This window comes from Amycolatopsis sp. NPDC054798, assembly GCF_053611505.1.
This window is the reverse complement of record NZ_JBSHAM010000007.1, coordinates 96,350-111,649: the sequence shown is the minus strand read 5'-3', so window position 1 is coordinate 111,649 and position 15,300 is coordinate 96,350. Positions and strand designations below refer to the sequence as shown.

11 protein-coding genes are annotated in these 15,300 nt (G+C 69.6%); 1 reads left to right on the top strand and 10 read right to left on the bottom strand.

Features of this window, described 5'->3' with window-relative positions:
* Positions 1–90: 90 nt before the first annotated feature.
* The 4 genes from ACWGIC_RS06840 to ACWGIC_RS06825 all read right to left on the bottom strand — a co-directional run bounded on the left by ACWGIC_RS06840 (position 91) and on the right by ACWGIC_RS06825 (position 5,854).
* Positions 91–3,423: an error-prone DNA polymerase gene (locus tag ACWGIC_RS06840; RefSeq protein WP_452074936.1), complete on the bottom strand. Its 3,333-nt coding sequence runs from the start codon at positions 3,421–3,423 to the stop codon at positions 91–93.
* A gap of 2 nt (positions 3,424–3,425) precedes the next feature.
* Entirely contained in the window at positions 3,426–3,548 is a 123-nt protein-coding gene (locus tag ACWGIC_RS06835) for a hypothetical protein (protein ID WP_452074935.1), read from the bottom strand.
* A 75-nt stretch (positions 3,549–3,623) separates the two neighbouring features.
* Positions 3,624–5,210 (bottom strand): DNA polymerase Y family protein, encoded by a 1,587-nt coding sequence (locus tag ACWGIC_RS06830; protein WP_452074934.1) that lies wholly within the window; start codon positions 5,208–5,210, stop codon positions 3,624–3,626.
* A gap of 50 nt (positions 5,211–5,260) precedes the next feature.
* The gene (locus tag ACWGIC_RS06825; protein WP_452074990.1) at positions 5,261–5,854 is read right to left on the bottom strand and encodes a hypothetical protein; all 594 of its coding nucleotides are present in this window, start codon (positions 5,852–5,854) and stop codon (positions 5,261–5,263) included.
* A 1,836-nt stretch (positions 5,855–7,690) separates the two neighbouring features.
* On the opposite strand from ACWGIC_RS06825, the gene ACWGIC_RS06820 reads away from it, so the two are divergent.
* Positions 7,691–8,203, top strand: a complete 513-nt coding sequence (locus ACWGIC_RS06820; RefSeq protein ID WP_452074933.1) for a GNAT family N-acetyltransferase — start codon at positions 7,691–7,693, stop codon at positions 8,201–8,203.
* 44 nt (positions 8,204–8,247) lie between these two features.
* On the opposite strand, the gene purH is transcribed toward ACWGIC_RS06820, so the two are convergent.
* From purH to sucC, 6 genes are all read right to left on the bottom strand, one after another.
* The gene (gene purH / locus ACWGIC_RS06815; protein ID WP_452074932.1) at positions 8,248–9,810 is read right to left on the bottom strand and encodes a bifunctional phosphoribosylaminoimidazolecarboxamide formyltransferase/IMP cyclohydrolase; all 1,563 of its coding nucleotides are present in this window, start codon (positions 9,808–9,810) and stop codon (positions 8,248–8,250) included.
* Complete coding sequence (gene purN, locus ACWGIC_RS06810) at positions 9,807–10,424, bottom strand: phosphoribosylglycinamide formyltransferase (protein ID WP_037816178.1); 618 nt, start codon at positions 10,422–10,424, stop codon at positions 9,807–9,809. Before purN ends, purH begins: the two co-directional genes overlap by 4 nt.
* 74 nt (positions 10,425–10,498) lie before the next feature.
* A complete protein-coding gene (locus ACWGIC_RS06805) occupies positions 10,499–12,028 on the bottom strand; it encodes a cell division protein PerM (RefSeq protein ID WP_452074931.1) in 1,530 nt (509 codons plus the stop codon).
* Positions 12,029–12,183: 155 nt separating this feature from the next.
* Positions 12,184–12,909, bottom strand: coding sequence for a DUF5336 domain-containing protein (locus ACWGIC_RS06800; protein ID WP_452074930.1), 726 nt, complete (start codon positions 12,907–12,909; stop codon positions 12,184–12,186).
* Between the two features lie 217 nt (positions 12,910–13,126).
* Complete coding sequence (sucD, locus tag ACWGIC_RS06795; RefSeq protein WP_452074929.1) at positions 13,127–14,017, bottom strand: succinate--CoA ligase subunit alpha; 891 nt, start codon at positions 14,015–14,017, stop codon at positions 13,127–13,129.
* 1 nt (position 14,018) lies between these two features.
* Positions 14,019–15,188 carry an ADP-forming succinate--CoA ligase subunit beta gene (sucC, locus tag ACWGIC_RS06790; RefSeq protein WP_452074928.1) on the bottom strand — a complete coding sequence of 390 codons (1,170 nt, stop codon included), beginning with the start codon at positions 15,186–15,188 and terminating at the stop codon, positions 14,019–14,021.
* Positions 15,189–15,300 lie beyond the last annotated feature (112 nt).

The window sequence follows — 15,300 nt, the reverse complement described above, 5'->3', positions numbered from 1 at the left end:
CCCGACAGGATGACATCAGCCCCGAGGCCGCTGTGCCGACGGGGTGGCTGCGAGCCGCCGAAAGGCGTGTGTCCGCGAACTGTCCGCCGGTCATCGGAAGTCCCGGGATTTCGTGGGGATCCGCAGCGTCAGCGGCTCCAGTTTCTGCGCGCGCACGCTCGCCACGCCGTCCGCTTTTTCGAGCACTCCGCGCACCAGCAGCGCCGAGCTGCCCCGCGCGATGCGGTGGAACCGTTGCCACAGGCCGAGAGTGCAGATCACGTTCACCATGCCGGTCTCGTCCTCGAGGTTCAGGAACGTGACTCCACCGGCCGTCGCCGGCCGCTGGCGATGCGTGACCGCTCCCCCGACGAGCACTCGTTCCCCGTCGGACCGGTCCAGCAGCTTGTCGGCGGGGACTACCCCGAGCGCGTCGAGCCGGTCGCGGATGAACTCCGTCGGGTAGCTGTCCGGCGAGATCCCGGTGGCCCACACGTCGGCGGCGGCGAGGTCGAGCCCGTCCATCCCGGGCAGCATCGGCGCGTCCACGCCCACGCCGGTGCCGGGCAGTTTCTCCGGCCGGTCCTGTGCGACCGCGCCCGCGGACCACAACGCCTGCCGCCGGTCCGGTCCGAACGCGCTGAACGCACCCGCGGTGGCCAGCGCTTCCAGCTGTGGAGTGGTGAGCCGGACGCGCCTGCCGAGGTCGGACATGCTCTCGTACCGGCCGTTCGCCTGTCGTTCCGCCACGATCTCCTCGGCCAGCGTCTCGCCGATCATCCGGACGGTGCTGAGCCCGCCGCGCACCGCGTGGAGCTTTCCGTTGTCCGGCAACGCTTCCAGCGTCGCGTGCGGGAGACTCCGGTTGATGTCCGGGCCGAGCGTGGTGACGCCGTGCCGCCGCGCGTCCGCCACCAGCGACTGCGGCGAGTAGAACCCCATCGGCTGCGCCCGCAGCAGACCCGCGCAGAACGCGTCCGGGTGGTAGTGCTTGAAGTACGCGCTGGCGAACACCAGATGCGCGAAGCTCAGCGCGTGGCTTTCCGGGAAGCCGAAGTTGGCGAACGCCTTGAGCTTCTGGAAGATCTTCTCCGCCAGCTCCTCCTCCAGCCCGTTGGCGACGGCTCCGTCGAGGAACCGTTTGTGCAGCCGTTCCATTTTCCGCTGCGACCGTTTCGATCCCATCGCGTGCCGCAGCTGGTCGGCCTCGGCCGGGGTGAAGTTCGCGACGTCCAGGGCGATCTGCATCATCTGCTCCTGGAACAGCGGCACCCCGAGCGTTTTCTCTAGAGCATTCTCCAGCAGCGGATGGTCGTACTCCCACTTCTCGCGCCCTTGTTTGCGGCGGATGTACGGGTGCACCGAACCGCCTTGGATCGGGCCGGGGCGGATCAGCGCGACTTCCACGGCCAGGTCGTAGAACTCCTTCGGCCGCAACCGAGGCAACGTCGCCAGCTGGGCCCGGCTTTCCACCTGGAACACACCGATCGCGTCGGCGCGGCAGAGCATTTCGTAGATGTTCTCGTCGGTGAGGTCCAGTTCGGCGAGATCGATCTCCACGCCCTTGTATTCCTTGACCAGGTCGAGCATGTAGTGCAGCGCGGAGAGCATGCCGAGGCCGAGCAAGTCGAACTTCACCAGCCCGACCGTGGCGCAATCCTCCTTCTCCCACTGCAGAACGCTGCGGTTTTCCATCCGCGCCCATTCGACCGGGCACACCTGGCTCACCGGCTCCCGGCACAGCACCATGCCGCCGGAGTGGATGCCGAGGTGCCGCGGGAAGTCTTCGAGTGCGAAGGCGAGCTGGACGACGTCCTGCGGGATGTCGTGGTCGTGGTCTTTTTCCGTGCTCTGCAAGGCTCCCCAGCGGTCGATTTGCTTGCTCCACGCGTCCTGCTGGCCGGGCGAGTAGCCGAGCGCCCGGGCGGCGTCGCGGATCGCGGAGCGGGCGCGGTAGGTGATCACGTTCGCGACCTGTGCGGCGTTGAGCCTGCCGTGTTTGCCGTAGACGTACTGGATCACTTCCTCGCGCCGGTCGGACTCGATGTCGAGGTCGATGTCCGGGTAGCCGTCGCGGTCGGGCGCGAGGAATCGTTCGAAGAGCAGGTGGTACTCGATGGGGTCGACCTTGGTGATGCCGAGCGCGTAGCAGACCGCCGAGTTGGCCGCGGAACCCCTTCCCTGGCACAGGATTCCGCTTCTCCGGCAGAACCGCACGATGTCCGCGACGATCAGGAAGTATCCGGGGAACTCGAGCTTCTCGATCACCGCCATCTCGTGCTTGATCTGCTGCCACGCCTTGTCCGCGTGGTCTTTGCCCGCGTAGCGCTCGTCGAAGCCCTCCTGGACGAGGTTTCGCAGATGCGTGGTCTCGGTCTCGCCGTCCGGCAGATCGAACGGCGGCAGCTCCGGCGCGAGCAGCTTCAACGGGAAGGCGCATTCCATGCCCAGCAACGCCGACCGCTGCACCGCGCCCGGGTATCGCTGGAAGATTTCCGCCATTTCGTTGCCAGAGCGCAGGAAGGCGGCGGCGTCGCCGGGCAGCCAGCCTTCGAGGTCGTCGATGCTGCGCCGGGCGCGGATGGCGGCGAGGGCGTCCGCCAGCCGGCCGCGTTCCGGACGGGCGTAATGCGCGGCGGTGGTGGCGACGGTCGGCAGCTTGAGTTCGCTCGCCATCTCGGCGAGCAGGTCGTTGTGCACGCTGTCGAGCGGCTGACCGTGGTCGATCAGCTCGACATAGACCTGGGTTTGGCCGAAGAGGTCGACCAGCCGGCGCAGTTCGGCGAAGGCGGCATCCGACCCTTCGCGCACCAGCGCCGAACGCACGGATCCCTTGCGACAGCCGGTAAGCACCGCGCATTTCCCCGCGACTTCCTCCGCGACCGCGGACAAGTCGTAGATCGGACGGCCTTTCTCGGCACGTTCCGCTTTTTCGTCGTCGTGGCCGCGCAACTGCCCGGCGGTGATCGCGCGGCACAGGCTGCGGTAGCCGTCGTCGCCGCGGGCCAGCAGCAGGAGGTGTTCGCCTTCCGGGTCGGCCACGCCGTTTTGCGGACCGGACAGCCCGAAGCTCAGCTCGGTGCCGAATACCGTTGCGACGCCTAGCTCTTTGGCCGCTTCGGCGAAGCGGACCACACCGTACATGCCGTCGTGGTCGGTGAGCGCGATCGCGTCGAGCCGCAACCGTGCGGCTTCCTCCACCAGTTCCTCGGGATGGCTGGCGCCGTCGAGGAAACTGAAGTTGGAATGGCAGTGCAGTTCGGCGTACGCCACTCGCGGCCCGGCTTCCAGGTCGCTGCGCGGCGGCGGGATGTCGGCGGGGCGGCGGTACGCCTCGCGTTTGCGGCCCCACGCGGGACTGTCGCCGTGGTCGCCGGGCGGCCTCCCGCCCGACAGCGCCCGCGCGAGGTCCTTCCACGGGACCGGCGGGTTGTTCCAGCCCATTGTCAGTCCATCCGGTTCTCGGGTGATCTGCGGGGTTCCGGGATCAGCAGCGCGACCGGTACCGGATCGAACGGGCACGGCGGCGGTTCGACCGGGACGCGGGGCAGTGGCAGGTTGTGGTCCATCAGTTGCGGCTTCCTTTTCTCTGCAGGTTTTCCTTGACGAGGGACGAACGCGTGGCTCCGGCGGTTCCTAGGCCGTCAGTCGTAACTTCCCTCCACTGTCCACACTGGATTTTCAGTTCCGGAGCAGAGAACGAGCACCGCTTCCGGCGCCTCGTTTTCCCCTGCTTCGAGCAGCAGTTGCAGCCGAGCCCGCTGCGGCCCGGTCGAACGACGACCCGACGTGACCGGCCACGGACCGGCCCACCCGGTGATCAGCCGAGGCGGCCCGCCTGCGACGCGAAGCCCGTGCGGCGGCGCGGTCAACCGCTTGCGCGCGGTGAGGCCGACTGGCCGCCCCTGATCGTCGATGACCTGGACTGGAAACGGTTTTTCCAGCACCGTCGCCGGAGACGGGGAGGGCAGCCGGGCAGGCCAGGTGGCGTCCGGTGGCCCGGCGGGTTCCCGCGGATCTCCCCACGGAATGAGCCGGACCCGGCTCGCCGGATCGCGTCCGCCGTCGAGCAACGGCGTGACCACTCCCTCCGGGCCGAGCAGACCTTGCACCCGCACGAACGCGCGGCCAGCCCGTTCGGCGGCCAATTCCTCGTCCTCGCCCGGACCGGCGCCGGGATCGCTCCCCCGCCACAGCCCCAGCTGCAATGACCTCCCTTCGACAGTCTCTTCCGGTTCGAGCCGCAACCGCGCGACCCCGGCCGTGGGCCGTTCGCCGGGCGCTGCCTTCAGCCATCCCTCGAACTGCCACCGGACCCGGTCCGCGACCCCTTGCGGCGTCAGTGGTTCCGCACAACGCCAGACGCGACCGAGCTGTTCGCCGTTCTCGGTGGTCGCGTATATACCCAATCGAGTGCACGCGAGCCCGCGATCAGCGAGTGCGGCGTGGAATCGCGCACCGAGTTTTTTGGCCATGAACGCGGCGACATCCACGCGGGCGAGCACCGGGTCGAACGATTCGGCAAGCGACAGTTCCGGCGGCGGGTTGCGGCGCAACGGCGGCCGGTCGGACAGCCCGCGGGCCAGCCGATGCGCGAGCACCCCGGTGCGCCCGAACCGAGCGGCCACGTCCCGCTCGCCGAGTTCGGCGAAGGCACCGAGCGTGCGCAACCCGAGCCGGACAAGCAAACCGACCAGCTCCGCCCGCTCAGCGTCCGGCTGGTCGAGTTCAGTCACCGGCAACGGAGCGAGAAATTCGGCGGCCCGCCCAGGTTCGACCAGCGCCCCCTGCCGCGCGGCGAGGGTCGCCGCGAACAGCCCTTCCGCCACGCCGACCTGGCATTCGACTCCCGCTGACGCGGCCACCTGGTCCACCAGTTTCTCCGCGAGCCGCAGTTCGCCGCCGAAGTACCCGGCCGCCCCCGCGACGGGAACCGCGAGCAGTCCCGGCCGCACCACTTCCAGCCCGACGACCAGCTCCTCCACCGCCGACGCGACACTCTCGAACAACCGCGCGTCCCGCGCCTCGTCGACGCCGAACACCTCCAGGTCGGGACACTGGGATTCCGCTTCCCGCCGTCGCATTCCGCGCCGCACGTTCCGCGCCCGCGCGACCGCCGTGCACGCGACGACCCGGTTGGCGTGAAACACCGCCGCCGGCCGGGTAAGCACACTCCCCGCCGCGGCGACGGCAGCGACCGCGGGCCAGTCCGGACACCACAGAACCAGCATCCGCGCCGGATGACGGCGGGGATCTGTTTGTCCTTTGTGGACATCACGCGTCACCCGACTGCCTCCTCCCGTGCAGCGACGCGCTTCTCGCCCCGGGAAACCCGTCCATCCGGACCGGGCAGCAAGACCGGAGCCGACCGAGGCCGAGCCGCTGCACCACGTCCGCGAGCGTGCACTTCGACTGGCCGGGAACGGAGGTGCCCGGCACCGTGTTCGAGCACTCCGGTCCAGGTGCCTGGGGTGCAGTGCAACTCGACGTCGGCAGAAGGCCAGTGCCCCAACGAAAGCAGCACCGCCCCACGATGCCGGGCCCGCGCCGCGAGCCGTCGCGCGACATCCGGCCGGACCGAACGAGGCTCGGTGACAACGAGATCGACACCGTCGAGCAAAGCGGCCATCACCGCCTGGTATTCGGCTCCTGGCTGAGGAATCAACGCGAGCCGCGACACGGCGACCCCGTGCTCAGCCGCCGCGACAATCCCCAGTGAAGGGGCACCGACCACCGCAGCCCACGCTCCGGCGACGGTCGCCTCCGCGAGCAACGCGAACAGCAACGAGGTGGAGTGGTGAACCGCGACGATGCTTCCGCGGCGCAGGCCGGCCCCGGGGAGAAGGTCGGCCAGAGCTGGAGCCACGGGGAGCATCCGGCCGGTGGCGCGATCCCAGTCAGTCCGGGAAGCCCGTTCGGCTGCGACGGTGCTGGCAGTGCTGACGCCGGGGAGGGCGGTCAGTTTGGCCAACGGGTGCGCTGGATCCGTCGGCTGGGGTTGGGAGTCGGCGGGGTGGAGTTGGGTGGGGGGACGGAGTTTCGGCGGGTCGGGAGTTGCCGGTGCGGGAGTTTCCGGGGTGGGCGGGGTTGCCGGGTGCAGCTGAGTCGGAGGGGTGAGGGGGCTCTCGGGGTGAGTCGATGAATCGGACGCAACTGGGGCCGCCTGGCGCAGCTGAGCCGGAGAAGCGAGCGGGCTCTCGAGGTGAGTCGCCGAACCGGACACAGCTGGATCCACCGAACGCAGCTGAGCCGGAGAAGCGAGCGGATTCTCGGAGTGAGTCGCAGGACCAGACACAGCTGAGGCCGCCGAGCGCAGCTGAGCCGGAGAGGCAAGCGGGCTCTCGAGGTGAGCTGCCGAACCCGACTCAGCTGGGCGCAACTGAGCCGAAGCGACAAGCGAACCCTCGGGCTGGGTCGCCGAACCAGACTCAGCCGAGCGCAACCGAGCCGAAGAAGCAAGCGAACCCTCGCGCTCAGCCACCGAACCAGACTCAGCCGGGTCTATGGGACGCAACTGAGCCGAAGCGGCAAGCGAACCCTCGGACTGAGATTCCACCCCAGCCTCAACCGGATCTGCCGGACGAAGCCGAACCAGCGGTTCGATCTCCTTCTCCGACGCAGGCCGAGCCGGAGAATCGCGTTCAGCAGACAAACCACTTCGAGCCGAAGGCCGCGGACAGGCCCCCGAACCAGACGGGCTAGCCGGTTTGAACGAAGCCGGTGAATCAGGCACCCGCGGGTCAGCAGACGACGCAGCCCCGGCGGAAAACGAACCGGGACGAAGCTCACGACCAGGCTCAGCCGACCGAGCCTGCGCACGAAGCCCAACCGGCGAGTGAGCTTCTCCCGCTCCGCTGAAGTTGGCCGGTGCCCATGGCTCGAACGCTACGTCCCGAGAACTCAGCCGAGTACGCGATCCCAACGAGGACATCAACCTAGGCGAACCAGCAGCGACCGGCGTCCGTTCCTTCGCCAATGCCTCGATCGCCGACCACGGCACCAGCACTTCCCACGAGCGTGCCGGCCGCGCCTCCGGCACGCTCGCAGGCGCGGAAGCCTGAAGCTCCGCGTCGGAAAAGCTCTTCGAAATCCCCGCTACACCAAGAAAACCCGCTAGGCCAGAACAATCAGCCGAGTCCAGCTCCCCAGCCAGGCCTGACGCCAACGCCCCCGAAGGAACCCCAACCCCGGCAGCCACCACCGCATCGCCCGGAGCCAGAGCGACCGCCCCCGGAGCCACCCCGGCCACGACCGAAGCACCGTCCGCCGCCGAAGTCCCCACGGCCGTCTCGGACAGAGCCGAAGTGTCGCCCGCAGAAGTCCCCTCAGCCTCGCAAGCCGCCCCCGGCTCTTCCGCGATCTCCGAAGCAACCCTCGAAGAAACAACCCCCGAAGCCACTCCGGTTGTCACCGGTTTCCTCCCTCCGCCGAGATCAGCCGACGGTCCGTCCCGGGCAAGGCCGCCAAACCAAGCCCGGGACGGACGCCGACACACCGCGGGGAAGGCGGTTCCGCATCCTCATCCGTGCGGAATCCGCACGGTCACCCAGCAATCGCACCCAATAACACACCACTGCGCCGAACAGTATCGAACACCCGTTCGACTCATCCAGTCTCACTCGCCCGCTCCCCACTGTCAAGCGCGAACGGGGAAAGAACCCGAAAGATCACCGGACGCCCGGGGAAACCGCTCTTTACACTGGGAACCCTGATGAAGACAGGACACATCGCCCTGCGGGGTTTCGCCGAAGCTGACCTGCCGGTGCTCGACCGGTTCTCCACGGACCCGGACGGCACCGGGACCTTCCAGTGGACGAATTTCACCGGACCGAGGGCACGCCGCCGGTTCGCCGAGGACGGGTTCCTCAGCCCGGCGTCAAGCGCGGTCGCGGTGACTGTCGACTCGGTCGTCGCCGGGATGGCCACCTGGGAGGCGGCCGACCGGGGCGGGCCCGCCGGCGGGTGCTTCCGGGTCGGCGTCGCGTTGCTGCCGGACTATCGCGGCCACGGAACCGACACGAAGGCGTACCAGCTGCTCGTCGACCAGGTCTTCCGGCACACCCGCGCGCACCGGCTCGAAGCCTTTGTCGACAGCGAGGATCTCGCCGGGCAGCACACGCTGGAGAAGACCGGCTTCCACCGCGAGGGCCTGCTGTGCCAGGTCACCTGGCGCGACGGCGGCTACCGCGACGAGGTCGTCTACGCGATCCTGCGCGAGGGATGAAAAAACCGGCCGGGACCCGAAAGTCCCGGCCGGTCACCAGAAAATCAGTGCGCGAAGTGCCGCGTTCCGGTGAGGTACAGCGTGATCCCGGCCGCCTCGGCGGCGGCGATCACCTCGGCGTCGCGAATGGACCCGCCGGGCTGCACGACGGCCCGCACGCCGGCCTCGATCAGAACTTCCAGCCCGTCCGGGAACGGGAAGAACGCGTCCGACGCGCCGACCGAGCCCTTCGCCCGGTCGCCCGCGCGCGAGACCGCCAGCCGCGACGAGTCGACGCGGTTGACCTGTCCCATGCCGACGCCGACGGTCGCCTGCTCGTGCGCCAGCAGGATCGCGTTGGACTTCACCGCGCGCAGGGCCCGCCAGGCGAATTCCAGGTCCGCCATGGTCTGCTCGTCGGCGGGCGAGCCAGTGGCCAGCTCCCAGTTCGCCGGGTCGTCGCCGGGAGCGTCGATCGCGTCGGCGGTCTGCACGAGCACGCCGCCGGAGATCGGCCGGAACTCCACCGGGGCCGCGTTCTCGATCGCGGGCAGCTTCAGCAGCCGCACGTTCTTCTTGCGCTGCAAGATCTCCAGCGCTTCCGGCTCGAAGTCGGGGGCGAGCACGACCTCGGTGAAGACCTCGGCGATCTGCTCCGCCGCAGCGACGCTCACCGGCCGGTTCGTGGCGATCACGCCGCCGTACGCGGACACCGGGTCGCAGGCGTGCGCCTTACGGTGCGCTTCGGCAACGTCCGCACCGACAGCGATCCCGCACGGGTTGGCGTGCTTGATGATCGCGACAGCCGGCTCGGAGAAGTCGAAGGCGGCCCGACGCGCGGCGTCAGTGTCGACGTAGTTGTTGTACGACATCGCCTTGCCGTGAAGCTGCTCCGCGTGCGCGAGGCCCGGCTGCGCGCTGCGGTACAGCGCCGCCTTCTGGTGCGGGTTCTCGCCGTAGCGCAGTACGTCCGCACGGTCCCACGTCGCGCCGAGGAAGTCCGGGAAGCCGCTGTCGTCCGAAGGCGCGTACGCGTTGGCGAACCAGGACGCGACAGCCGTGTCGTACGCAGCCGTGTGCGCGTACGCCTGCGCAGCGAGCCGCTTGCGGTCAGAGAGTTCGAAGCCGCCCGCGGAGACCTGCTCGAGCACCCACTCGTACCGCGCCGGGTCCACGACGACAGCGACGCTGCCGTGGTTCTTCGCGGCCGCGCGCACCATCGCGGGACCGCCGATGTCGATGTTCTCGACGCAGTCCTCGGGGCTGGCACCGGACGCGACGGTCGCCTGGAACGGGTACAGGTTCACCACGAGCAGGTCGAACGCCGCGATGTCGAGCTGCTTGAGCTGCGCGACGTGGTCCTCGTTGCCCTGGTCGGCGAGCAGCCCGGCGTGCACGCGCGGGTGCAGCGTCTTGACCCGGCCGTCGAACGACTCGGGGAACCCGGTGACCTGTTCGACCGGCGTGACCGGGACCCCGGCGTTCGCGATGACCTTCGCGGTGCCGCCGGTCGACACGATCTCCACGCCGGCCGCGTGCAGGCCGGTCGCGAGCTCGAGCAGGCCGGCCTTGTCCGAGACGCCGATCAGCGCGCGCCGGACCGGGCGCCGCCCCTGTGCTGTGCTCACGAAAACCTCACCTTTCGTCCGTCCACGGTGCACCCACCACGGCCGAGTCGCTCGATCGTTTCAACCAGCAGCCTGCGTTCCACGGCTTTGATCCGCTCGTGCAGGACGTCTTCGGTGTCGTCGGTCTCCACCGGCACCGCCTCCTGGGCGATGACCGGGCCAGTGTCCACCCCGGCGTCGACGAAATGCACCGTCGATCCGGTGACGCGTACTCCCGCGGCCAGCGCGTCGGCGACCGCGTGCATCCCGGGGAACGACGGCAGCAGCGCGGGATGGGTGTTGATCACGCGGCCCGCGAAGCGCGACAGGAACTCCGGCCCGAGGATCTTCATGAAGCCCGCGGACACCACGAGGTCGGGCTGATACGCCGCGACCGCCTCGGCGAGCGCGCGGTCCCACGCGGCCCGGTCCGGATGGTCGGCGACACGCACGGTGAACGACGGCACGTCAGCCCGTTCCGCCCGCGCGAGCGCCTCGATGCCGGTGCGATCGGCTCCGACCGCGACGACGGCGGCCGGAAACCCGGGCTGCCCGGCGGCGTCGAGCACCGCCTGCAGCAGCGTGCCGGAACCGGACGCGAGCACGACGATCTTCACCGGAGTGGGCAGTTCCAAGCGGCTGGCCAGAACGGGCTCCTTGCACGGCGGTACGCCTCGGGCGCACGGCGCTTCACCAGGTCGCCCCAACCCTAACGGTCGTCCTCGGCGGGCTTCGCGTCGCCGGAGTCCTCGGTGGATTCGGTCACAGCCTCCGGCTCCTCGGCAGGGGCTTCGGGCTTGTCTTCCGCTTCGGCGGTTTCGGTTTCCGGCTCGTCCTCCGGCAGGTCGAGGCCCAGTTCGGCGTCGGCTTCGGCGTCGAAGTCCTCGTCGTCCCCGGAGTTTTCCCCGGAGTCCTCCCCGGGTTCTTCAGCCAGGTCCGAATCCTCTTCGGCTTCGCCGTCCGCAACGTCCTCATCGGACTCGGGCGCACCAGGCTCAGCGTCCTCGGGCTCGGTCTCGGGCTCGGCCGCGTCCTCCACCTCGAGCGAGCCGACCGGCCGCATCGGGGAGTGCGCCCCCGCGAAGAACGCTACGAACCCGGCCGGAATCACGATCCAGCAGAACGCGACGATCGACGCCACTCCGACCGGCACGCTGACCGGATCGAACGGACCGTCGCCAAGGCGTCCGCCAGCGAGCGTGCCCAGCAGCACGCAGCCGAACCCGACCACGGCGCCCGCGACGACCACCGCACGCAGCCGCGCCGCCGGATCGTCGTCCACCGCGCGGACCGACCAGCCGACCAGCACGCCGACCGCCAGCGGCAGCACCAGCAGGGCCGGCCACCACGACGCGGCGTGCTCGGGGATGCCGCCGAGCAGCGGCACCCCGGGAACGGAACCGCCGCGGTAGCCGACGAGGTGCACGTTGAGGCTGCCGATGCTGAACCCCGGCCCGCTCACGAACGACATCGCGGCGACCACGGCGTTCGGCAGGTACAGCACGGAAAGCAGGAACAGGCCGAAGCTGCTCCCGAACGACGGCTCGAACAGTCCGGACACCGTGCGCGCGGACAGCGCCGTCGCAGCAGTCAGTGTCAGAGCGCCAGCAGCCAGCAGCGCGAACAGTCCGAGCAGGCCAGCGCGCAAACCGCGAAGAGCCAGCGGATCGAGCCGTTCGGCAAGCACCTGCGGCATCCCGAACCGGCGAAGCACCCCGCCGGTGGCCGCGAGGCCGGAGAGCACGGCAGGCACCACCGCGGCGAGCGCGACATTCGCCCGTACCGGTTCGCCGATCGACAGCAACGAGACCAGCAGGCCGAACAGCAGATGCGCGCCGGAAATCGTGGCGATCAACGGGATTGTGTGCCGAAGCCTGGCGCAGCGAAGCCGTCGCACCGCCTTCGCCGCCGCCCGCGCGACCAGCAGCACCGCGCCGACTGTGGGCAGCAGCGGCAGCATCCCGAGCGGATGGCCGCCAATCCCGAGTTCCACCTGGTAGGCGGCCAGCCAGCCGGGTCCGGCCGAGAGCAGCACGCCGCCCGCGGAGAAGATCGCGTGCCCGGCGGTCAGCGTGACGAGCGCGAGCAGGGCGGCGACCACCGCGTAGCCGATGACGAGCGGGCCGAGCGCCGCGACGAGCAACACCCGCAACCGGGGTGCCTGCGGGACATCCTGGCCAACGGAGTCGCCCACCGGCTCGTCGCCCGAGGGGCGTCCGGGACTGGTGAGCACCTGCATGTCCCCGACCATGACATCCGCGCTCGGCCGTCCGGGTGAGGCACGCCGCCCGGCGGACGTGGCGAACCCAACGCCCACCCGGTCGTGGCACGAGGCCAATAAAAACACCCGCTGTGACACGGAGAGTCACAGCGGGTGGGTAATCCGAAGAGGTTTCAGCCTTGCTGTCCGAAACCGCCGGGCGGTGTGCCCGGTTTGTTCTGGTCAGCCGGCGGCTGGAAGAACTGGCCCTGCTGCGGCGCGTACGTCGTCGCCTGTCCGCCCGGCGGCGGCGTGGCGGGCGGCTGCTGTCCCGGGGCGGGCGGCTGCGGCTGCTGCTGACCCTGCTGGCCGGGAGCCGGCTGGTACTGCGTCGGCTGGTACTGGCCCTGCTGGCCGTAGGGCTGCTGGTAGGCCGGGGCGGACGGCTGCGGGGCCGGCGGCTTGAGCACGCCGTACTCGAACAGCAGCACGGCGACCGACGCGGCCATCTGCAGGAGACCGAGGATCAGCACCACGATCACGATGGCGGACGTTCGCCCGGAGATGACGGCGTCGAGCGCGCCCAGCCCGCCGAGCACGCTGAACAGCGCGGCGAACGGCAGCGTCTTCGGCCCCTTGGGCAGCAGGTTCAGCGCCGACAGCAGACCGCCGACGAGCAGGAACAGAATGGGCTGCCCGGCGGTGCCCGCCTCGGCGGCGAAGCCGAGGAAGTACTGCACCAGGCCGAGCCCGGCCACGCCGAGGGACAGCAGCAGCGGAAGGTTCGGCGGCGCTCCAGCGCCCGTGGCAGGCGGGCCCTGCTGCGGCTGGGGCTGCTGCGGGAACCCGCCCGACGGGGGCGGTCCCTGGGACGGCTGGCCCTGCTGGGGGTAGCCGGGCCCGCCACTGGGGAAGGTCATCGGAAGATCTCCTGTCTCATCGACCGGCGGTTCGGGATCTTGAGGCACCCGGGGTGCACCGGCGGCGTCCCCCGCTCACGAGTGACTGCACGCTAGCGCATCCGGCCGGGGCGTCCGCGACGTTGGACGCACTGAACACCGGATCGGTTGCGGGCGGAAACGACGAAGGCCGGGCACCGTGTCGGTGCCCGGCCTCCGCCAGTGGAGTCGCAGCTGGTCAGCCGAGGCTGTTGTACAGCTCACGCGCGAGAACAGCGGTCTCGCTCGGGGTCTTGCCGACCTTGACGCCGGCGGCCTCGAGGGCCTCCTTCTTCGCCGCGGCGGTGCCCGACGAACCGGAGACGATCGCGCCCGCGTGGCCCATCGTCTTGCCCTCGGGGGCGGTGAAGCCCGCGACGTAGCCGACGACCGGCTTGGTCACGTTCTCCTTGATGTAGGCCGCGGCGCGCTCCTCGGCGTCGCCGCCGATCTCGCCGATCATCACGATGACCTTGGTGTCGGCGTCCTTCTCGAACGCCTCGAGGGCGTCGATGTGGGTGGTGCCGATGACCGGGTCGCCGCCGATGCCCACGGCGGTGGAGAAGCCGATGTCGCGCAGCTCGTACATCATCTGGTAGGTCAGCGTGCCCGACTTCGACACGAGGCCGATCGGGCCCGCGCCGGTGATGTCGGCCGGGATGATGCCCGCGTTCGACTTGCCGGGGCTGATCACGCCGGGGCAGTTCGGCCCGATGATCCGGGTCTTGTTGCCGGTCGCGACCGCGTGCGCCCAGAAGTAGGCCGAGTCGTGCACCGGGATGCCCTCGGTGATGACGACGGCCAGCGGGATCTCGGCGTCAATGGCCTCGATGACCGCGTCCTTCGCGAACTTCGGCGGCACGAAGATGACCGAAACGTCGGCGCCGGTCTCCTTGATGGCCTCCTCGACCGTGCCGAACACGGTGAGGTCCTTGCCCTCGATGGTGACCGTCTGGCCGGCCTTGCGGGAGTTGACGCCGCCCACGATGTTGGTGCCGGACTTCAGCATCTTGGTCGCGTGCTTCATGCCCTCGGAGCCGGTGAGCCCCTGGACGATGACCTTGCTGTTCTCGTTGAGGAAGATCGACATCTCACGCACCTGCCGCGGCGAGCTCGGCAGCCTTGTCGGCCGCGTTGTCCATTGTGTCCACCACGGTGACCAGCGGGTGGTTCGCGTCGGCCAGGATCTGGCGACCCTCGACGACGTTGTTGCCGTCCAGGCGGACGACCAGCGGCTTGCTGGCCTCGTCGCCCAGGATCTTCAGCGCCTCGACGATGCCGTTCGCGACCGCGTCGCAGGCGGTGATGCCGCCGAAGACGTTCACGAACACGCTCTTCACGTCGGTGTCGTTGAGGATGACGTCCAGCCCGGCCGCCATGACCTCGGCCGACGCGCCGCCGCCGATGTCGAGGAAGTTAGCGGGCTTCACGCCGCCGTGCTTCTCGCCCGCGTACGCCACGACGTCCAAAGTGGACATCACGAGGCCCGCGCCGTTGCCGATGATGCCGACCTCGCCGTCGAGCTTGACGTAGTTGAGGTTCTTGGCCTTGGCCTTCGCCTCGAGCGGGTTCTCGGCCTGCTTGTCGACGAGGTCCTCGTGCGCCGGGTGGCGGAACGCGGCGTTCTCGTCGAGCGTGACCTTGCCGTCGAGGGCGATGATCTTGTCCTGCGGGTCGCGGACCAGCGGGTTGACCTCGACCAGGGTGGCGTCCTCGGAGACGAAGGTCTCCCACAGCTTCACCACGACGTCGGCGGCCTCGTCGATGATCTCGGCCGGGAAGTTGCCGGCCTTCAGGATCTCGAGCGCCGTCGCCTTGTCGACGCCCTTGATCGCGTCGACCGGGATCTTGGCCAGCGCGTCCGGGCGCTCGACCGCGAGCTGCTCGATCTCCATGCCGCCCTCGGACGACGCCATCGCGAGGAAGGTGCGGTTGGCGCGGTCGAGCAGGAAGGAGAAGTAGTACTCGGACGCGATGTCCGAGGCTTCCGCCACCAGCACGCGGTGCGTGATGTGGCCCTTGATGTCGAGGCCGAGGATGGCTTCCGCCTTCTCCTTCGCCTCGTCGGGCGTCTGGGCCAGCTTGACGCCGCCCGCCTTGCCCCGGCCGCCGACCTTCACCTGCGCCTTGACGACGACCTGGGTGCCGATCTGCTCCGCGGCGGCCTTGGCTTCTTCCGGGGTGCTTGCCACGGCGCCCGGCAGAACCGGTACTCCGTGGGCGGCGAAGAGATCCCTCGCCTGGTACTCGTAGAGGTCCACTACTCCAGTCTCCTGACGACACGCCACTGTGGTGGTCCGTTTTCCGGACCGCGCTGTCGGACCAGTCGAGGTTAGCGACCAGCGCAGACGCAGGGGACGCCGCACCTGGTGA